Below are 20412 nucleotides of genomic sequence, written 5' to 3'. Positions count from 1 at the left end.
TTTTTTACACTGTGTTCAGGCTAGCTGGCGATCTCGGATAACGATACCGTGGCTATTTCCATTGACGGCCGCGTCTTCAAGGCCGGTTAACTGATCATTACTGAGACTGCCAGGCCAGCTGATGACTGCGTGGCAAGTGCCCGCTTTAAGTGCCTGGCAGGCGAGCTGGTAGGTTGAGTGACCTTGATCAGGTTGCAGTAGCATCACTTTTTTAAGGTCGATACCGGCAGCCTCAAGTAAGCTCTTCGGTAGAGATGCAGGCGGGGCTATCCACGCGAACCAGCGATCATCTTTACTGAGTTGCGCTAGCAGTGGCAGCAGCATGGTCATTTGCCCAACGTCACTGCCCTGCAAAACGATTTCCGTAACCTTGCCTGCGAGTTCCGGATGATTTGATTGTGGTGCCGTTGCCGGACGAATAAGGCCGGGCAGTACGGGTTCTGAGCTGATGAAACTGCTAACTGCGTGCAACATGATTATTGTCCTCTTCTGATAACCCCGACACCGAGGCCTTCAATTGCCAGTTCCTGTTTTTGCAGGTCAACCACAATAGGCTCGAACTCTTCATTTTCTGCGATGAGGTAGACAAGATTGCCTTCCCGTTTAAAGCGCTTAACAGTGACATCATTATCGAGACGGGCAACAACGATCTCACCATCTTTTGCCGCTTGACACTGATGCACCGCCAGTAAATCGCCATCCATAATGCCAACGTTTTTCATGCTGGTGCCGCGAACGCGGAGCAGGTAATCGGCAGCGGGATGGAAGAAGTCAGACGCAATGGTAATGCGTTCCTCAACATTCTCTTGAGCTAAAATAGGCTCTCCCGCAGCGACCTGACCAACAACCGGTAGACCGGGGTCTTCCTCGTCGAATCCAGGAATTCGGATACCGCGGGAGGTACCTGGGATCATCTCGATAGCACCTTTGCGCGCTAAGGCCTTAAGATGTTCTTCGGCAGCGTTAGCTGATTTAAACCCCAGCGCTTTAGCAATGTCTGCCCTAGTGGGCGGATAGCCTGTGGTGCTGATGCAGTGCTTAATGCATTCAAGTACATCTGTTTGGCGTTGTGTCAGTTTCATGATGAACTCTGTGTTTTTATCCAGTAGCTGTAACTATATACAGTATTATGGCTTTGTAAACATTTTTCTGTCTATTTATCCAGTATTATTGCTAGAATGCACGTCGTTACGGTGTATTAGGGCGGTCAGGTGCTTTCAGAAGAGATTAAAAAAGAGATACAGGGGGCGTATAGACGCTTTCTGGAGAGCCGGAAGCTTAAGCCGCGCTTGGGCCAAAAACAGATGATTGCTGAAGTTGCGAAAGTGCTTGGTGCAATAATGGAGGATGACAAATCCCATCGTCTGGGTGAAAAGCATGTTAGCGTCATCGAGGCGGGCACCGGTACCGGTAAAACGATTGGCTATCTGTTAGCCGTATTGCCGATTGCTAAAGCCAAAGGTAAAAAAGTCGTTTTGTCGACCGCCACCGTTGCGCTGCAAGAGCAACTACTGAATAAAGACCTGCCGGAAGTGGCAGAGCATGCTGGACTATCTGTCACCTATGGTCTGGCTAAAGGACGTGGACGCTATTTCTGTATCAGTAAGGCTGAACAGCATCTGGATGCCCATGGCGCAACGGGTCAGCAGGCGTTGTATGAAGATGAGCAAGCTTTGCGAATCGACAGCGAAACGGTTGAGTTCTATAAAAGCTTATTAAATGAATTTGCTTCTGGACGCTGGGATGGCGACCGAGACAACTTGACGATCGATATCAGTGAACAGGATTGGTATCCGCTGACCAGTGATCATCTTCAGTGTACTAACCGTCGTTGTAGCAATTTTTCTGCTTGTAGCTTTTTTAAAGCGCGTAAAGATCTCGATCAAGTTGAATGTGTTATCGCCAATCATGACATCGTACTGGCCGACCTAGCGTTAGGTGGCGGCGCCATTTTGCCGGATCCCGCTGAGACGATCTATATCTTCGATGAAGGCCATCATCTATCAGACAAGGCCAGCGGCCATTTTTCGTTTAATCTGCGTCTAAAATCGACTGAACGTTGGTTGTCAGGGACGCTGAAGCAATTAGATAAAATGCTAGAGCAAAGTGGTAATCCGCAATTGATGCGTGATTACATTGAGCATCAGCGTAAGCCGATCCAAGATCTGCAGGTGGTGTTGAATAACTGGGCGGAGCTTATCCGTCCGGTGTTGATGGATGATGCCTTCAGTCGACCTAAAGAGCGTTATCGTTATCCGAGTGGCGTGGTGCCTGAAGAGGTTAAGCAGTTCGGTTTGCAGGTTGAACATCTAGCGGCCCGTATGGGTACAAAGATGGAGATGATTTTGGATCTCTTGAAAGAATCGCTAGATGGTGAGGGGGGGATTAATCGTCAAGCGGCCGAAATATGGTATCCCCGCGTCGGCATGATGGTTGCTCGGATGCAGAATATTACCGGTTTGGGGCGGTCAACGGGCCATGTTGATGCAGCAAATAGTACCCCGACGGCCCGCTGGGTTAGTCTTGTCGAAACAGCCCAAGGGTATGATTTTGAGTGCAGTACCGCTCCGGTTTCGGCGGCGCAGATGTTACATATGAATCTGTGGCAGCATTGCTATGCTGCGGTGGTGACCTCGGCGACATTAACGGCGTTGGGGCGTTTTGATCGGGTCTTAGCTGATCTAGGTTTACCCGCCGATACCCCCTGTTTTAGCTTAGCGAGTCCCTTTGATCATTATAAGGCGGCCGAACTCTATGTACCGCCGATGAAAGTTGAAGCGAATGACCCCGAATTGCATACTCAGGCGGTCACCGATTATCTCAATAATCACTTGAAAACCGATACCGGTACACTGGTATTGTTCAGCTCATGGCGGCAAATGAGATCAGTGCTTGCCAGTCTCGACGAAAAGCTCAACAATAGGGTGCTGTCGCAGGGCGATTTCAGTAAAAATGAGATTCTGAAACGTCATAAGGCCGAAATTGATGAGGGGCGAGGGAGTGTTATCTTCGGTCTCGCTTCTTTTACTGAGGGGGTTGATCTTCCCGGTGATTATTTGACGGAAGTTATTATCACCAAGATTCCCTTTAGTGTGCCGGATGATCCGGTGGATGCCACTATGGCTGAATGGATACAGCAGCAAGGTGGAAACCCTTTTATGGAATGGTCAGTGCCGATGGCATCGGTGCGCTTAACTCAGGCTGCTGGACGGCTGCTGCGAACTGAGCAGGATAGAGGACGCATCGTATTGCTTGATCGACGTGTTGTAACTAAACGTTATGGTCGACAACTACTCGATTCATTACCACCATTCCGACGAAATATTAGCTAACCGTTCGCTTAAGCGGATAAGGTATGACTTTGTTAAAGAAAATATTTAAGCAACCAGACGCGATGCCGTCTGCCAATACTGAAACGTCGGAGACGACACCCGTAACACCCATAATCGCGCCAAACGAGAGTCAAATGGATAATACCGTGCGCAACACATCAAGCAGCGGTGATCGTAAGCGACAGCAAACGAGTGATAGCACAAGCCCTTCTAAGACAAAAACGTGGCGCCGCGAGGATTTTGCCGTAGTGCCGGTTGAAGGCAAGCAACGTTTCCATGATTTCGATCTACCCGACGATGTTATGCATGCCATTGCTGATCTGAATTTCCAATATTGTTCTGATATCCAGGCGGCAACGCTTATAGAATCCCTTGAGGGGCGGGACATTATCGGTAAAGCTCAGACGGGTACCGGTAAAACAGCCGCCTTTCTAATCAGTATCATTACCGATCTATTAGATTATCCGCTGGAATATAAAGCGGCTAAAGGGGTGCCTCGTGCACTCATTATTGCACCGACCCGTGAACTCGCATTGCAGATTGCATCGGATGCTGAAGAGATGGGTAAATATGCCGATATCGGTGTGGTCGCCTTAGTGGGGGGAATGGATTACGATCGCCAACGCAAACAACTAGCGGCCCGTCCGGTTGATATTCTGGTGGCGACGCCGGGGCGTTTGATCGATTTCGTACGTTCATCTGATGTGGACTTAGGTGATGTGGAAGTGTTGGTGCTTGATGAAGCCGATCGAATGCTGAGCATGGGCTTTATTCCGGATGTGCGTACGATTATCCGCCATACCCCGCGTAAAGGTGACCGGCAAACCCTGCTTTACAGTGCCACCTTTACCGATGATGTGATGAGTCTCGCTCGTCAATGGACGGTGGATGCTAAGGTGATCGAGATCGCCCCAGAGCAAAAGAGTACCGACTCGGTTGAGCAGTTGGTGTATCTCGTTTCACGTCAGGATAAATACCGCTTGCTGCGTAACTTTATAAAACTGAATCAGTTGGAACGGGTGATCGTTTTTGGCAATCGTCGTGATGAAACCCGTCGTTTGGCCGAACGGTTGCAGAAAGATGGTTTTAAAGCCGCTTTGATGTCCGGTGAGATTACTCAGCAGAAGCGGGTTAAAACACTGGATGATTTTCGCAGTGGTAGGATCAATATTCTGGTGGCTACCGATGTTGCTGGGCGAGGGATTCATGTCGACGGTGTAAGCCATGTGATCAACTATGCATTGCCGGAAGATGCGGATGATTATGTTCACCGTATTGGCCGCACCGGCAGAGCGGGCTCTACCGGAACCTCCATTAGTTTTGCTACCGAGGATGATTCCTTTTTGTTGCCTGAAATTGAAGAGGTAGCCGGGGTGAAAATGAAGTGTGTTTATCCTGATCCTAACTTACTTGAATCGAATTAAGTTTGCGGCGCTAAGTTATGACGGTATGGGGCGGATTGGATCAGCTACAACTAGAAAATCGTTTCCGACAGTTACCGGCGGATCTGTATCAGTCGGTTAGACCTCAGCCCCTTAAAAATCCGCATTTGGTTGCCTTCAGTACGGAGGCAGCGGCGTTGATCGGTCTGGATCCCTGTCAGGCTTCTGCGCAGCAACTCAGTGAGTATTTCAGTGGTCAGCGACTGCTCAATGGCAGTGATCCGCTTGCGTCGGTTTATGCCGGGCATCAGTTCGGTGGTTATACGCCGCAATTGGGGGATGGCCGCGCGGTGTTGCTGGGCGACCTTGTAGGTAGGGATGGTCAGCGCTGGGAATTGCAGCTCAAAGGTAGTGGCAAGACGCCTTATTCACGCCATGGTGATGGTCGTGCAGCATTACGTTCGGTGATTCGGGAATACCTCTGCAGTGAAGCATTAGCGGCATTGGATGTACCCACCACTCGAGCTCTGTGCATTATTGGTAGTGAAACTCAGATCTATCGTGAATCGATTGAATTTGGCGCCTCAATGGTGCGAATGAGCCCGAGCCATATCCGTTTTGGCCATTTCGAATATTGTTACTACACCCGTCGGCCGGATCAGTTAAAACAACTGGCCGACTTTGTTATTGAACATCATTATCCTCACTGTGCCGATCAATCAAACCCTTACTTGGCAATGTATACCGAGGTGGTCGAGCGTACGGCACAATTGCTGGCTCGCTGGCAGGCTCTAGGCTTTTGTCACGGAGTGATGAATACCGATAATATGTCTATTCTTGGGGTGACGTTAGATTACGGTCCCTTCGGTTTTCTCGATGAGTATCAGCCTGATTATATTTGTAACCGCTCCGATGAGCGTGGCCGTTATGCCTATAAACAGCAACCCTCGATCGCGATGTGGAACTGTGTTTGTTTGGCTCAGAGCCTAAGTGGACTGGTAAAACAAGCAGATCTAGAAATCGCTTTAAACCGTTTTCAGCCTGTTTATGGGATCGCGTATACCGAACTAATGAAGCAGCGCTTGGGAATGGAGGGTAAAACGGGTCAGGACGGCGTACTGATCGAAACCTTTCTACAGCTGCTTGAACAGCAAAAGGCAGATTATAATAATGTTTTTGTAGCACTTGAGCAGGCAATTGACGGCGTTATGGCGCCTATAAATCAGTTATTAGGCGGGGCAATAGGCTTTGCTGATTGGTTTAGCCAGTACCGTCAGCGACTGAGAGGTAATGCCACGACTCTGATGGCGCAGCATAATCCTCGGGTGATATTGCGCAACTATTTAGCGCAACAGGTTATTGAACGAGCCGAGCAGGGCGATTTTAGTGATCTTGCGCAATTGCATGCGGCGTTAAAGACACCTTTTGCTGCGCATTTGGATATATACTCACAGGCAACGCCTGAGTGGGGTAAAAATGTCTCGCTCAGTTGTTCATCCTGATCGATATCACTCAGATTCTTGGGTGTTTATGGGGGGGTTACATGATTAAGAGATATACAAGAGGACAGCATGGATAAACATAAAACCGGCCGGATTAGCCAAATTCTGGCGATTGTCGTGAGTGTGTTCTTTCTTTTTATTGCGGTAAATGGTTATCAACGAACCGGAGATATTTCCGTGTTCCTATTGTTTAGTCTCTTGGCTGTAATGGGTTATTTTATCGTTAAATTTTTATTTTTGGGGGTCAATAAGTTGTTAGATTCGCTGGAAGATAAGCATAACCAGCGTTCTAAATAGAACCCCTGTTAAGAACCGTTCTGCTTGAGGCGGGTTGCTTCAAGCATATTTTTATCACAACGCTTTGAATACATGTAAGGAATCTCTGATGACAGACAGGGTAAAAGTTTCAGTACTAGGTGGCGGTAGTTTTGGTACTGTAATCGCTAACCTGATTGGCGATAAAGGGCTCGATGTTAGCTTGTGGATGCGTGATGCTGAGCGAGCCGTCGAGATTAATCGCAGCCATGTGAACAGTCGTTACCTTCCTGGCTGTCAGTTGTCTGAAAACTTAAATGCGACGGCTGACCTGCAGCAAGCGTTAACCGATGCCAAGATTATTTTTGTCTCTATTCCTAGCCAGGCATTTCGGGAAGTGATCCGTCAGGCAAAACCTTTTATACGTCCGGATCAGATCATTGTCAGTACCACAAAAGGTATTGAGGCTAATACTTTTAGTTTAATGAGCCAGATTTTGGCTGCCGAACTTCCGGAAAACCCTATAGGTGTTATTAGCGGCCCTAATCTCGCTAAAGAGATTGCTCAGAAGCAACTGACCGCCACGGTCATTGCCAGTGAAAGTGAGGAGGTCCGCACGGCCGTGCAGGATATTCTCCACTGCGCCTTTTTCCGTATCTATGCCAGCACCGATATGTACGGTGTCGAACTAGGCGGCACGCTGAAAAACATCTATGCCATCGCCTCGGGATTAAGTGCCGCGCTGGGGATGGGGGAAAACACCAAAAGTATGTTGATGACCCGCAGTCTTGCCGAGATGAGCCGGTTTGCCGTACAACTCGGCGCTAATCCTATGACCTTTCTAGGCTTGGCGGGGGTTGGCGATCTGATCGTTACCTGCTCATCGCCTCTGAGTCGTAATTATCGGGTTGGCTATGCACTAGGAGAGGGTAAGACCCTCGATGAGGCCGTCGCCTCACTAGGTGAAGTCGCTGAAGGCGTTAACACGCTGCGATATGTGAAAGAGAAAGCCGACGAACTAGAGATCTATATGCCATTGGTCTGTGGTCTTTATGAGGTCGTCTTTAATGGTGCACCGGTATCTCAGGTAGCCAAAATGATGATGCTCAATACCCAAAGCAGCGATGTGGAGTTTGTTTTGCCACGGGACAGTGACTGCTAATGCGATTACTGTTACTACGCCATGGTGAGGCGGGCTATGATGCTCCGAGTGATGAACAGCGGCACCTGACTGAGCAAGGGCGGCTTCGGGTGCAGCAGATGCTTAAACAACAGTCAGAAACGTTGGTAGGGCTCGAACGGATCATTCACAGCCCCTATTTACGCACCTGTCAGACCGCTCAGCTAGTGCAAGATCTGCAACCGGCGGTGTGTGAGTCCTTGGCGCTGTTAACCCCTGAATCATCACCTCAACAGCTAGTCGATTGGCTGGCTCAGCAGACTGATAGCACATTGATGCTGGTGACTCACCAGCCGTTGATAGGTCAGTTGGTTTCGCTGTTGTGTGAGGGTAACCTATTACGCCCGGAACCGATGCTGCCGGGCGCGCTGGCTGTTATTGAGTTGACGTTTCCTGCCGCAGGGCTGGGGCAGCTGCAGATGATGGCTCGCTAGTCGCCGGGTTTGCCGGTATTTTCTTTTCTTCCTGCGTTTCCGACACCGCCTTCGATTTTCCTGAAGCCGCTTCTTTAATGAGCTCAGCTGTTTTCGTTAATGAGGTTATCTTAGGATAGCGAGCGACACCTGCTTCGATAATCTCAACGGCTTTGATATTGTTCCCCGTGGCTAGGTAAGCACGTGACAGATCGATATAGAGCTGAGGCACGGGCGTGTATTCTATATAGGGTACAGCCCATTCTATAAACTGCGGAGCAAACTGCCCTTGGTGTGCATTCAGTTCGCGTAACAACAGCGTGCGCATCAGATAGAGCTCCGCAGAATCTCTAAAAAACGGATTACTTAACGCAGGATTCAGTAAGGCGGGCTCAGCCATGCGGCCTTTTAGAAAACGGATGACGCTACTGTTTGCTTGTATTGTTTGTAGCATCACCGCGGTCACTATCAGCGCGAGACTGACGGCAGTCACGGCGGTAGTGATTTCAGCTGAACGACTTAGATTTAAGGGGTTAGTTTTTCGGCTGTGATGCAATATTACAAAAATGAGTACCAACATCAAAAACCAAGGGATGTTGCTGATATAGAAAGGCAGCTCGACCTGTGTGTGTAAGCCGATGGGTAGCAGCAAAGCAATATAACTCAATCCGCGCCGCCAGCCGCATTTAAGTGCGGCATAGAGAATGGCGATAACGGATATTAGTATGCCGGTGATCGCGATTAAGCCCCCTTCAACTAGCCAGAACATCAATTCATTATGGGGGTGGCTAAGACGTTGTGGGGGAAGGTTGGCATCTGGGAAACGCTTCAGATAGTCAACTTTCTGATCATGCCACACTTTCTGGAAACTGCCGATGCCGTAGCCGCTGATGGGCTCTTGTTGGAACAGCTCAAGAGAGATCTTATAGATATTAATTCGGCTGTTCGATCCTGACTCTGCTACACCATTACCACTCAGTGAGGTTAGGTCGCCGAGTTTATCTGAGCTACGCTCAATGCCTTGGCTACCCATAAAGAGCGCCGTAATGATGGTTATCAATACGGCCAGCGTTAAGGGTTTGCGTCGTAGAAAGCTACGCCAGTTACACAATATGAGTACCGACGCGCCGGCAACTGCGCCGATAAGGCCTGCACGAGAACCTGAATAGGCGACAATAAAACAGCTGAGAAAGAGGCTGCCTAATAAAAGTAATGTCAGGAATGGGCGCGGTTTTAGGGTGACAGGGCGGCTGAGTAGATAGAGTCCGATTGTTAGTACTGTTGCTTGAAATGATGCATGGATATTGATCTGCTGAAATATGCTATAGGGGGTACCCTTGCTCGGTGTGATCAGTAGCGGCAGAATATTTGGCCAGAGGATCTGAGAGATGCCATAAAGGCCATGAATGATACCTGCCAGTAGTATAATCATTAACACTCGCTCAACATCTCGTGGTGTAAAGCGAAATTGAAAGAGCGCTATCAAAAAGAGAAAGCCACCAAAAATATAGAGTTGTCGAAACAGCCATTCGGTGGGGAGAAAATTATCGACGATAAAACCGAGTATGATTATGCTGATGGGCAAAGCCGCCATGGGCAGCCAATATGCCGTGTAACTAAAACGCTTGGTTTGCAGCATCAATAGGGTTGCGCCGGAAATCACAAAGATGGCGGCGATCCACAGGGTAATGTTGTGTGAAATTGACATCCCCTCGCCGCCAAGATTTGGCTGAAAGAAGAGGGTGGCTGGTAGAAATAGAAAACCGAGCAGCCACAGACCCGCTTGTTGTGGTTTGATTTTTGAAAGTGGGTTAATCATCAAAGGCCTCGGAATAGAGTGATAAACGGGTTAGCTATCTGTTTTGGTTTAAAACTATCTGTTTTAAAAGAAAAAAACAGTGGAGATACTACCCTAATTTTGTATTCTGATACATGCTAGGTAAGTCTGAATACACATGATTTTTAAGGTTAATAGGTCAATGAATCATACAGATATCGCACACGAGTTACAGTTTGAAGTGAATGGCCATAGAATTGCGGCCAAGAGTTGGGGAGATCAAAGTGCGCCGGTTGTATTAGCACTGCATGGCTGGTTGGATAATGCCGCCACCTTTAATCGCCTGGCACCTTATTTACACGGCGTACGTGTGATCGCGTTAGATTTAATGGGTCATGGTTACTCCGATCATCGACCAGCATCGATGCCCTATTATATTTGGGATAATGTACAGGATGTACTCGAGGTGGCGGATCAGCTCGGATTACAGCAATTTTCACTGTTGGGTCATTCGATGGGGGCGAGCATTGCGATGCTAGTCGCGGGGAGTTTTCCTGAGCGTGTTAATAAAATGGTGCTAATTGAAGGGATTGCCCCTCTGGTAACCGACGTTGAGCATACGGCGGAGCAGTTGGCGGCAGCGATCAAAAAACGGATCAGAATGAATGGGCGGAAACAGAAAGCCTATGATGATATTGAAACGGCGGTTAACGCACGTATGAACGGTCGTTGGCCGGTTGATGCTCAAGCGGCGGCGTGGTTAGTCGAACGGGGCTTGGTCGAGCGTTCTGATGGCTTTTACTGGCGAACAGACCCCAATCTAATGCTGCCCTCCATTATGCGTATGACGGACGCTCAGGTAGATAGCTTTCTTGCACGGGTGAAGGCGACCACACTGCTTATTCTGGCAGAAAATGGTATACCTCAGAGTGAGCGGCGAATTGCCCTGTTACAGGATTGCCAAACAGAAAGGCTAAAGGGTGGCCACCATATCCATCTAGAGGAGCAGGCTTCGAGACTGATTGCTACACTGATTAATGAGTTTAGTCTGGTTTAACGCATAATTTCATGCACATGATTTTCGCACGTAGGTTGATGAGCATAAGGAATGTTAATGAGGATTCGAACACTTTTACAGTTAGGTTTAATGCTGTTGAGTTTTACGGTACAAGCAGAGACAGATGTTGCAGGTAGTCGTGACCCACAACAACTCCCTAGATTTCCATTAAGCTGGATCGCCAGTTATAGCGAGCATAAAATTCCGGAGTATGAACTGGCTACCGGCCCGATGCGAAAAATTGAAGAGGTAACGGCGCCTGAGCAAAGCAAAGGGGTTAAAGGTGATTTGACTCGGATTACCTACCGTGTCCCCAGCACCCATACCCCCGAGCAGGTGTTTAACTATTATCTTGGCTTACTAAAAAGCCTTCAGGCAGATGTGCTTTTTCAATGTAGCAGCCGTCAGTGTGGTAGCAGTAGTCAGTGGGCAAATAACTATTTTGATGTTGCCGAGCTTTATGGTTTGGATCGGACACAGTTTTTCCTCTCTGCCATCGCGGGTAATCTCAAGTTAGCGTTGTATACCGTTCAGCGAGGGAATCGCAGAGTTTATGTGCATATTGACCTGATTCAGCCGTTGCAGCAATCAGCCGAAACATTGGCAGTCGATTTACGTCAGCAGGGCTTTAGCTGGCTGAGTGAGCCGGATACGATCGAGCCGCTGTTTGAGTATATGACCCATAACCCAACCCAGAAGGTGTTGGTCGGTAGTTATAGCAAGTCGGGTGAGCTAGAGGAGTTATTACAACAAAGCACAGAAAGAGCTGAGCTATTCACCAAACTTCTGATCGATGCAGGTATTGATGCCGAACGCATTGAAACGGTGGGTGTCGGGCCTGCGATGCCACTTGAGCGTGACTCTTCCTCAGGGTTATGGGTTCAGTTACGCTGACTACTCATCACTGTGACCGTTTCATATCGGTTTATTTAGGGGAATCATAGCCGTCAAGGAGTCGATCTATGAAAACCACCGTATCGTTAGTATTAGGGAGTGGTGGCGCTCGAGGTTATAGTCATATCGGGGTCATTGAAGAGCTAAATCGGCGTGGTTATGACATCGTCTGCATTGCGGGTAGTTCAATGGGGGCGTTGATTGGCGGGATGTATGCGGCGGGGCGGTTAGATGAATATCGAGATTGGGTTATCAGCCTCAAACGCCTCGACGTGATTAAGCTAATGGACCTGACGCTGCGGGGTGAGGGAACTATCCGAGGAGAACGGTTGCTGCGAAAGTTACAAGAAATCGTCGGTAATCCGTTGATTGAAGAATTGCCCATCAGCTATACCGCGGTTGCCACTGATCTGACTCACCAGAAGGAGATCTGGTTTCAGAAAGGCGCAATGCTCGATGCCATTAGAGCATCGATTGCGGTTCCTGGCTTTTTTACACCGGTGATTGAAGAGGATCGAGTGTTAGTGGATGGCGGAGTGCTGAATCCCATCCCAATTATTCCTACTGTTGCTGCACATGCTGATCTGATTATTGCTGTCGATTTGAATGCGGATGTGCAGCGTCATCGAGTCGCTCTGCCTGAAACCCGTTTCCTTGAAAGCTCCGGTTTTAGTGATGAGTGGCAGCCTGATACCGGCGCAGAGGCCAAGCCGGAAAACAGTAAAAAAACGACCGCCGATGGAATGTTGCCTAAGACAACCGGCCGGATTGATGTGTTATTTAATTCGGTTGAGGTGATGCAAGCGTCGTTGGGTAAATATAAAGTAGCCGGTTATCCACCTGATCAGTTGATCGGTATACCAAAAGAGGCCTGCCGTTTTTATGACTTTCATCGCGCTAAAGAGATGATAGAATTGGGCCGCGTTATCGCTCGAGAAAGTTTGATGCAGATGGAAAAGTCGATGCGTTGAGATCTTGAAAATACGGCTGTGATGCTTTGTTGTATGTAATCCGTGCACTGAGTCGTTTCATTTACCGTCATATCCTATCTATACCAAATTCTGAGGTTTATATGTCGTTGTCTCCGTCAGCGCGGGCTGATCTGTTGCTGTTATTCGTCACGTTGATTGCGGGGGCAGGTTGGATCTTTTCCAAAGAAGCGCTGCAAGAGATGCCACCCCTGTTGTTTATCGGCGTACGTTTTCTATTGGCGGGACTTCTTCTGTTAATACCGGCCTTTCGCGGTTGTCAGGCATTATTTAAGCACGGATTAATACCTGTCTTGCGTCTTGGCATATTAATGACGGGGGCCTTGTTATGCTGGATTATGGGGTTGTATCAAGGTGAACATCTAGGCGAGGGGGCTTTTATTACCAGTTTAGGGGTGGTGATAGTGCCCTTGATGGCTTGGCTTATCAATCGTGAGCGGGCGCCTTTAAGCACATGGTTATCAATCCCCGTGGCTATCGTCGGGCTTGCGTTGTTATCGCTTGAGAGTGGTATTTCCTTGGCGGCGGGACAGCTTTGGTTTCTCTGTGCCGCTTTATTGTTCTCCGTTCATTTTGTGTTAGTGTCGCGAATGGCGCTGGTGGTGCCGTCATTGGTTTTGACGGCGATTCAGTTGTTAGTGGTAGGGCTGGGAGGCATTCTTGCATCTGTAGTGATGGAACCTTGGCCTGATGTACTGAGTCATACGGCTATAGGCTGGCTGTTAGCCAGCGCCTTTATTGCAACCAGTCTGCGTTTTGCGATTCAAACCTATGCCCAGAGTTTGGCACCAGCCAGCCATGTAGCCCTCATTATGACGTTAGAGCCCGTTTGGGCAGCGCTGTTAGCGGCAATAATCTATGCTGAGGTGATGAGCCCATTGCAACTGGGCGGTTGCAGTCTCATTTTTATGGCCATGTTAGCGAGTCGCTGGCGCTGGTTAAAACCTTTGTTTCGACCTTTCCGGTCTCCCCATTCAGTTGATAACAATTGAAAATAACCCAATAAGGAGTGAAAAGGCGGAGGTCGCAGCAGAGGTAAGCGCAACAAAAGGGTGGCTTTGCGGCTTAGACAGGCTTTCACTGCTGAAAGCCTGCTTGACCTAGTGTGGTATTTTTGATCTAGCGCTTAGGTTAGCTCTCAACTGCCTGTGATGAGGGCGATGTTTTTGACCCAGACGAATCGATTTTTGATATTAACTGCAAGCTGTCTTCCGCAAAACCTGAGCCCGCCTCTTTATAGAAGTTAAATACCTTGTCGATACCCGCCGCAATAAGGCCTTCCCGATCATCTTCGAAGCGGGCAATGGCGGCTATTTGTCCGGTGTATCCGGCGTTAATAAGTTGTACGCTTACATTTCGGCTATCTTCAACCAGCGGCAGCGCCAGCAATATCAGTTTAATTTTTGAGGTATCGAAACTAACCCAAAAGTCGGCATCTTCGCCATCACCGAAACAGACATTTAAGCCTTTTTGTTGCATCTGCAAGGCGCGAAAACGATCAGAATCGAGTCCAGCGACTCGTTCATCTAAGACATTCTTTAACGCTTTGAAGGCGCTTTTACCCACTCGCCCCATGCCGATGACCAAGACCTCCGCATGGGGAGGCTGATGCACGATGTCGGCTTTAAGCCGTTCAGGGCTTTCATAGCGCTTGAGAACGTCTTTATAGCGGATATAGACTCGGTGAGCCGCTGGATACAGCACACTCGTCAGCACAAATGACAAGGACACAGCGAGCGCCAGAATAACGAGCCATTCGCGGGTCATCCAGCCGGATTGAACGCTCAGGGCTGCCACAATAAGGCCGAATTCACTAAAGTTACTGAGAGCTAAGGAGGCGAGATATGCACTACGACTGCGCAGTTTAAGACGGGTGAATAGTGCAAAAAATAGGATGAACTTAATGCTGATCATCAGTGCGATTAAGCTAGCGATAGCCAGCATCGACCAGGTTGGCAGTGCGGTAAAGCCAATGGATAGGAAAAAGCCGATCAGAAACAGATCTTTGAAGCTGAGGAGTGACTTTGTTAGCTCTGAGGCTTTCGGGTGTTGGCTCAGCAGAAGGCCAAAGACCAGTGCGCCTAAATCTCCCTTTACGCCGACTAGATGGAATAGTTCATAGCCGCCTAGGGCAAAGAAGAAACCCGTGAGAGGCAGCATCTCGCCGTGGCCTGCTTTGTCGAGTAACTTGAAGATGAGCGGTCTTGCGAAAACCAAAGCAAACAACAGCGGCGCCCACAGCGAGGGGAGCTTTCCGGTGGCAACCACTAGAAAGAGAACCGCGACAATGTCCTGCATAACCAGAACCCCGATCGCCAGTTGGCCGTGTCGGGTCTTCATCTCACCGTTCTCTTCTAATAGCTTAACGATGCACACGGTACTACTAAAACTGAGGGCAAAGCCTAACAGGGCGGCGGTTTTTAGGTCAATCTCACTGAAGTAGGGGATGGCAAGCACGCCCAGTAACAGGGCGAAAGAGGCAAAAACGATGACCCACAGTAGCATATGACTGAGCGTACTCACCCAGACTTCTCGACGTAGCAGATCACCAATATGTAATTTCAAGCCGATCGTGAATAGCATCAAGGTAATGCCGAGATCTGCTAGAGTGTCGAGGCTATCGCTGGGTTGTACGCCAAGAAAGTGCAGTAAAAAACCCGCTAGCAGAAAGCCGATAAGGGGCGGCATGCCGACCATCTTGAGTGACAATCCGCAGAGGTAAGCAACTAGAATCCAGATAAAGTCCATAATATAAGTATCTGTTATATAAGTGATTTATTTTTAATTTTTATCAGGCCGTCACCGATGGGCGAAATAATACTAGCGGTGATTCGTGGGTTTAAACCCGACGATAAACGGGTAAATGGGTTGTCATTCCCCATACAAGAAGCGATGGCTTTAGCTGAATAAAACAACGAGGCCTAATGGATAAAGAATCACTTAACAGTTAATAATAACTGAAGTATCAATAAGTATTTTTGAACATCTGGTTAGCAGCAATGATTATTGAAGATCAAATTTAATCAGCTGCTCACCCTGTTCTGATGCTTCTAAATACCAACCGGATTTATCCCAATCTCCAAGAACAATCCGCTGTTTGCCATCATTGAGTTGATGTACCGCAGGACGATGCGTGTGGCCATGTATCAATAACTGGCAATTGGCTTCGGACATTGCTTGCTCAACCGCGTGCGGATTAACATCCATGATCTCTGCGCTTTTGTTGGCGGTATGGGTTTTACTGGCCATACGTAGCTGTTTTGCCATCTCGAGCCGCTCAGGAATCGATTGAGCTAATAGCGCGTTTTGCCATTCAGGGCTTCTTAATTGCTGTCGAAGCGCTTGGTATTCAACATCATCGGTACATAACTGATCACCGTGCATCAGCAGTGTTGGACCCGACGCTAAGGAGATAACCACTGAATCCTGCAGTAGTTGAACTCCCGTCAGTTGAGCAAATCGTTCACCTATTAAAAAATCCCGATTGCCGTGCTGAAAGAATATCTGACAACCGTTATTCGAGAGCGTTTTTAAGGCATCAATGACGGGTTGTAGATCATCAGGGATGAAATCATCACCGATCCACGCTTCAAACAGATCGCCGAGGATATAGAGTTGATCGCAGTCTTTTGCTGTGGTGGCCAGAAAATGCAGCAACGCCCGAGTAAGGTCCGAGCGTCCGCTATGCAGGTGAAGATCAGATATAAACAGTATACGCATTATTTAGCAGTATCTGCATCCACGATCTCAGCCGATGTGATGATCACATCTTCTGCCGGCACGTCTTGGTGACCGCCACGGAAGGTTGTAGTGACAGATTTGATTTTATCAACCACATCCAAGCCATCAACGACTTTACCAAAGACCGCGTAACCCCAGCCTTCGGTGGTTTTTGCGGTGTGATCAAGGAAGGTATTATCACTCACATTAATGAAAAATTGGGCAGAGGCGCTGTGAGGATCCATCGTACGGGCCATGGCCAAGGTACCGCGTTTGTTTTGCAGGCCGTTATCGGCTTCGTTTTCAATACTGCCGCTGGTCTCTTTGCTTGCCATGCCGGGCTCAAAACCGCCACCCTGAATCATAAAACCATCGATAACCCGGTGGAAAATAACGCCATCATAGAAACCATCTTTAACATAGTTTTCGAAGTTTTCTGCTGACTTCGGCGCTTTGTCGTAATCAAGTTCAATAGTGATGTCGCCGAAGTTGGTGTGCAGTACGATCATGCTTGCGATCCCTTTGTGTTATCTAGATAGTTTTGTCTACCTAGTCAGTTCGTCTGAAAATGCGGTGTTAAATCAATTCGCCAGATTATACTAAAGAATTAAGATGATAACTAACTGATTAATTTCAGCTAACTTATGGTTGTCTGTAAACCATAAGTTTATAATGTTCATCTATTTGATTTCAACGGAAGTTAAGACCCCTCTATGAGCAATAACGACGCCAGTAATGCAGTTGTACAGCCAACCAACTTTATTCATCAGATTATCGAGCAGGATCAGCAGCAGGGGCTAGCTAAGGTGGTGACACGCTTTCCACCTGAACCTAACGGCTATCTTCATATCGGTCATGCGAAATCGATCTGTGTGAACTTTGGTACCGCCGAAAAGTATAACGGTGAGTGTAACCTGCGTTTCGATGATACAAATCCGGGTAAAGAAGATCAGGAATTCGTCGATGCCATAATGGATGATGTCCGCTGGCTCGGTTTTAACTGGGCAGGAGAGGTGCGTTATGCCTCTAACTACTTCGATACCTTCTATGCATGGGCACAACATCTTATCCGTGAAGGTAAAGCCTATGTCTGTGACCTAAGCCCAGAAGAAGCCAGCGAGTATCGCGGCTGGGCCACGGAACCGGGTAAGAACAGCCCTTTCCGTGAACGGTCAGCAGAAGAGAACCTCGACCTACTTGAACGTATGAAGCAGGGGGAGTTTGACGAAGGTAGCCGTGTACTGCGCGCTAAAATTGATATGGCATCGCCTAACATGAATCTGCGTGACCCGATTTTGTATCGGATTCGTAAGGCGGATCACCATCAAACCGGCAGTAAATGGTGCATCTACCCAAGCTATGACTTTGCTCACGGTCAAGAGGACGCCATTGAAGGAGTTACACACTCTATCTGTACTCTGGAATTTGCCGACCATCGTCCACTGTATGAATGGTTTATCGAGAACTTGCCGGTTCCGAGCACGCCGCGTCAGTATGAGTTTGGTCGTTTAAATATCAATTACACGGTCACCAGTAAGCGTAAGCTCAAGCAGTTGGTTGATGAAGGCCATGTTAATGGTTGGGATGATCCACGTATGCCAACTATTCAAGGTATGCGCCGACGGGGTTATTCATCGCAAGCGGTGCGTAATTTCTGCGATAGCCTAGCGGTGTCGAAAACCGATGGCACTGTCGATATGGCTCAGTTTGAGTTCTTTATCCGTGAAGATATGAATGATAACGCTGCACGGGCGATGTGTGTGATGAACCCACTAAAACTGATCATCACCAACTTCCCAGAAGGCGAGGTCGAGATGCTCAATGCGCCGGTTCACCCACAGAAAGAGATGGGCACTCGCGTATTACCTTTTACCCGTGAGCTGTATATGGATCGGGGGGATTTCAGTGAAGATTCAACCCTTTCGCGTAAAAAATTCCGTTTGCTCGTGCCAGGTGATTACATGCGCCTGCGTAGCGCGTATGTGATCAAAGCCGAAGAGGTGGTTAAAGATGCCGCCGGTGAAATTACCGAAGTGCATGCATCGCTGGTGCCGGGTACCGTGGGTGAGAATCCACCGGAAGGCATGAAACCTCGGGGTGTTATGCACTGGGTTTCAGCCACTGAAGGCAAGCAAGCCACCGTGCGTATCTATGATCGTCTGTTTAATGTGGAATCACCGGATAAGGGCGAGGGTGATTTTCTTGCCAATATCAACCCTAACTCCTTTAGCGAAATCCAAAATTGTTGGGTTGAACCGGGCTTAGTGGAGGCGGCGCCGGAAACCGCATTCCAGTTTGAACGGGAAGGTTATTTCGCGGCGGATCGTTATGATCACTCAGCCGAGCACCCTGTGTTCAATAAGACGATCGGTCTTAGGGATACTTGGAAGAAGTAATACTCGCGTTATTAGTAGAAAACGGTCACCTTGAGTGGCCGTTTTTTTTATCTGATATCGGAGTGACTTCGGGACACCCGCAGGTATGCGTAAGCGCTAGATATAGCAGGCGGTCTGATTGATGTTATGGCGCGTATGCAGGCTTAAGCCTAAGGATTCTAGATCTGTGTTCTTGAGAATTTCTGCAGCCAAAGGCAAAAATTGAGATTCTTCATATTTAGCATGCAGAAGGTAGTGATCAGCCATCCCCATGGCGGCCTCCTTGTCCAATTGGGCAAACTTACCTTTGGCTAATTTTTTAATAGCGCCTTCAATCTTTTTCCACTCTTTTTCGAGGGCGCGATGCTCTTCGGTCAGCCGTTTAATCATCCGTGAAGCTGCATTCAGCTCATCACCGGAACTAGCGCAATCCATGACGATGTTGAACAGTTCTTGTTCCTCTTCATGGTGATGGTTGAGTACCACCTCATGATAGAAATCAACTAAGCGTTTAGCTGTCGCCTGAACCTCTGGTGAAACGGGGTCTGAAATATCTGTTTTACTGAGGTTACGTAGATTTTCAAAATTGTGAAGAATACTAATATGGCATTGGGAAAAGTCGTCGGTTGGGACAGCGGTCGTGGTCATGTTTTTCACCCTATTTGCAAGTCGGGATCTCTCCCTAACCAAGCAGATAACTGTAAATAAAGAAGCTGGCCTTATGTGGCTAATCTTCCACGTTGATCACGGATTCTATACTTAGTGTTACAAATTAATAATGACGATGGTCAATTAGGTATCACTTATCGCGTTTTTAGTGCCACCTTGCTAGATAAGCCCAGATAAAAATAAGCCCCGCGAGCTAAGCTGCGAGGCCTCGGTGTTACTGTTTGCCCAGTCGTTTGAGCGTAGTCATTGAGTGGGGTAGGGGCGTTACGCTTCGTTTGTGATGATGTCGCTACTGTTGCCACTGGCTAGCTGGCCGATCTCTTTGTCGATAAAGAATAACCCTTTACCGTCGTCGCCGATAATCTCGATTTTATCGAGAATGCCTTTAAACAGTTTTTCTTCTTCGTGTTGTTCAGCCACATACCACTGTAAAAAATTGAAGGTGGAGTAATCCTGATTGGTGAATGCGGTATGGGCAAGGCCATTGATCTCTCGGGTGATCAGGCATTCATGCTCATAGACTTTCTCGAACAGATCTTTAATCGAGTCAAACTCTTCGATAGGGGCTTTAATCGAGCCGATTCGGGCCATCGCACCGGTTTCGTTAACATAGGTGAAGAGGCGTTTCATATGTTGCATCTCTTCATCGGCATGTTTAGACAGAAACGCGGCACAGCCTTCATAACCCTTTGATTCTGCCCAAGAGCTCATTTGCAAATACATATTAGACGAGAAAAATTCAAGATTGATCTGATGGTTGAGTTTTTCCAGCATTGAGCTGTTTAGCATGTTGACTCCATAGAGGTTTAAAAATAGTAACAGGGCTTATAACAACAGAATAACAGCAACGGGTTATTGATGTAGCAC

19 protein-coding genes are annotated in these 20412 nt (G+C 48.1%); 11 read left to right on the top strand and 8 right to left on the bottom strand.

Annotation, left to right across the window (positions count from 1 at the left end):
- Positions 1 to 15: 15 nt before the first annotated feature.
- Together KO512_RS03085 and lexA are read right to left on the bottom strand one after the other, a co-directional pair.
- Complete coding sequence (locus KO512_RS03085) at positions 16 to 474, bottom strand: cell division inhibitor SulA (protein ID WP_215950876.1); 459 nt, start codon at positions 472 to 474, stop codon at positions 16 to 18.
- Positions 475 to 476: 2 nt separating this feature from the next.
- Entirely contained in the window at positions 477 to 1082 is a 606-nt protein-coding gene (lexA, locus tag KO512_RS03080) for a transcriptional repressor LexA (protein WP_215950875.1), read from the bottom strand.
- A gap of 129 nt (positions 1083 to 1211) precedes the next feature.
- Between lexA and dinG the strand changes: the two genes are divergently transcribed.
- The 6 genes from dinG (at position 1212) to sixA (ending at position 8085) form a co-directional block, all read left to right on the top strand.
- Positions 1212 to 3332, top strand: a complete 2121-nt coding sequence (gene dinG / locus KO512_RS03075) for an ATP-dependent DNA helicase DinG (RefSeq protein ID WP_215950874.1) — start codon at positions 1212 to 1214, stop codon at positions 3330 to 3332.
- 134 nt (positions 3333 to 3466) lie between these two features.
- Positions 3467 to 4756 (top strand): ATP-dependent RNA helicase RhlB, encoded by a 1290-nt coding sequence (rhlB, locus tag KO512_RS03070; protein ID WP_289847206.1) that lies wholly within the window; start codon positions 3467 to 3469, stop codon positions 4754 to 4756.
- 17 nt (positions 4757 to 4773) lie between these two features.
- Positions 4774 to 6216: a protein adenylyltransferase SelO gene (locus KO512_RS03065; RefSeq protein WP_215950872.1), complete on the top strand. Its 1443-nt coding sequence runs from the start codon at positions 4774 to 4776 to the stop codon at positions 6214 to 6216.
- Between the two features lie 69 nt (positions 6217 to 6285).
- Positions 6286 to 6513, top strand: coding sequence for a hypothetical protein (locus tag KO512_RS03060; RefSeq protein ID WP_215950871.1), 228 nt, complete (start codon positions 6286 to 6288; stop codon positions 6511 to 6513).
- An 88-nt stretch (positions 6514 to 6601) separates the two neighbouring features.
- Complete coding sequence (locus tag KO512_RS03055; protein ID WP_215950870.1) at positions 6602 to 7633, top strand: NAD(P)H-dependent glycerol-3-phosphate dehydrogenase; 1032 nt, start codon at positions 6602 to 6604, stop codon at positions 7631 to 7633.
- Positions 7633 to 8085 (top strand): phosphohistidine phosphatase SixA, encoded by a 453-nt coding sequence (gene sixA / locus KO512_RS03050; RefSeq protein ID WP_215950869.1) that lies wholly within the window; start codon positions 7633 to 7635, stop codon positions 8083 to 8085. The genes KO512_RS03055 and sixA overlap by 1 nt, the downstream gene beginning before the upstream one ends.
- On the opposite strand, the gene KO512_RS03045 is transcribed toward sixA, so the two are convergent.
- Positions 8027 to 9883, bottom strand: coding sequence for a PglL family O-oligosaccharyltransferase (locus tag KO512_RS03045; protein WP_215950868.1), 1857 nt, complete (start codon positions 9881 to 9883; stop codon positions 8027 to 8029). The genes sixA and KO512_RS03045 overlap by 59 nt on opposite strands.
- Positions 9884 to 10043: 160 nt before the next feature.
- On the opposite strand from KO512_RS03045, the gene KO512_RS03040 reads away from it, so the two are divergent.
- The 4 genes from KO512_RS03040 to KO512_RS03025 all read left to right on the top strand — a co-directional run bounded on the left by KO512_RS03040 (position 10044) and on the right by KO512_RS03025 (position 13773).
- On the top strand, positions 10044 to 10898 hold the full coding sequence (locus tag KO512_RS03040; protein WP_215950867.1) for an alpha/beta fold hydrolase: 855 nt from the start codon (positions 10044 to 10046) through the stop codon (positions 10896 to 10898).
- A gap of 57 nt (positions 10899 to 10955) precedes the next feature.
- Positions 10956 to 11792, top strand: coding sequence for a DUF4892 domain-containing protein (locus tag KO512_RS03035; protein ID WP_215950866.1), 837 nt, complete (start codon positions 10956 to 10958; stop codon positions 11790 to 11792).
- A 68-nt stretch (positions 11793 to 11860) separates the two neighbouring features.
- Entirely contained in the window at positions 11861 to 12763 is a 903-nt protein-coding gene (locus tag KO512_RS03030; protein WP_215950865.1) for a patatin-like phospholipase family protein, read from the top strand.
- A 101-nt stretch (positions 12764 to 12864) separates the two neighbouring features.
- Positions 12865 to 13773: a DMT family transporter gene (locus tag KO512_RS03025; RefSeq protein ID WP_215950864.1), complete on the top strand. Its 909-nt coding sequence runs from the start codon at positions 12865 to 12867 to the stop codon at positions 13771 to 13773.
- A gap of 139 nt (positions 13774 to 13912) precedes the next feature.
- Here KO512_RS03025 and KO512_RS03020 read toward each other — a convergent pair whose 3' ends face one another.
- The 3 genes from KO512_RS03020 to KO512_RS03010 form a co-directional block, all read right to left on the bottom strand.
- Entirely contained in the window at positions 13913 to 15529 is a 1617-nt protein-coding gene (locus KO512_RS03020; protein ID WP_215950863.1) for a cation:proton antiporter domain-containing protein, read from the bottom strand.
- A 255-nt stretch (positions 15530 to 15784) separates the two neighbouring features.
- Positions 15785 to 16501 (bottom strand): UDP-2,3-diacylglucosamine diphosphatase, encoded by a 717-nt coding sequence (locus tag KO512_RS03015; RefSeq protein ID WP_215950862.1) that lies wholly within the window; start codon positions 16499 to 16501, stop codon positions 15785 to 15787.
- A complete protein-coding gene (locus KO512_RS03010; RefSeq protein ID WP_215950861.1) occupies positions 16501 to 17010 on the bottom strand; it encodes a peptidylprolyl isomerase in 510 nt (169 codons plus the stop codon). Before KO512_RS03010 ends, KO512_RS03015 begins: the two co-directional genes overlap by 1 nt.
- A 204-nt stretch (positions 17011 to 17214) precedes the next feature.
- Here KO512_RS03010 and KO512_RS03005 point away from each other — a divergent pair, with 204 nt between their 5' ends.
- Complete coding sequence (locus KO512_RS03005; RefSeq protein ID WP_215950860.1) at positions 17215 to 18897, top strand: glutamine--tRNA ligase/YqeY domain fusion protein; 1683 nt, start codon at positions 17215 to 17217, stop codon at positions 18895 to 18897.
- Between the two features lie 96 nt (positions 18898 to 18993).
- Here the strand turns inward: KO512_RS03005 and KO512_RS03000 are convergent, their stop codons facing one another.
- Together KO512_RS03000 and ftnA are read right to left on the bottom strand one after the other, a co-directional pair.
- Entirely contained in the window at positions 18994 to 19524 is a 531-nt protein-coding gene (locus tag KO512_RS03000; protein WP_215950859.1) for a hemerythrin domain-containing protein, read from the bottom strand.
- 285 nt (positions 19525 to 19809) lie between these two features.
- Positions 19810 to 20334, bottom strand: coding sequence for a non-heme ferritin (ftnA, locus tag KO512_RS02995; RefSeq protein WP_215950858.1), 525 nt, complete (start codon positions 20332 to 20334; stop codon positions 19810 to 19812).
- Positions 20335 to 20412 lie beyond the last annotated feature (78 nt).

Source organism: Amphritea atlantica (genome assembly GCF_018860855.1).
In the GTDB taxonomy this organism is placed as follows: Bacteria; Pseudomonadota; Gammaproteobacteria; order Pseudomonadales; family Balneatricaceae; genus Amphritea; species Amphritea atlantica_A.
Note: the sequence above shows the minus strand (reverse complement) of the source record. Positions and strands in the feature narration are given on the sequence as shown.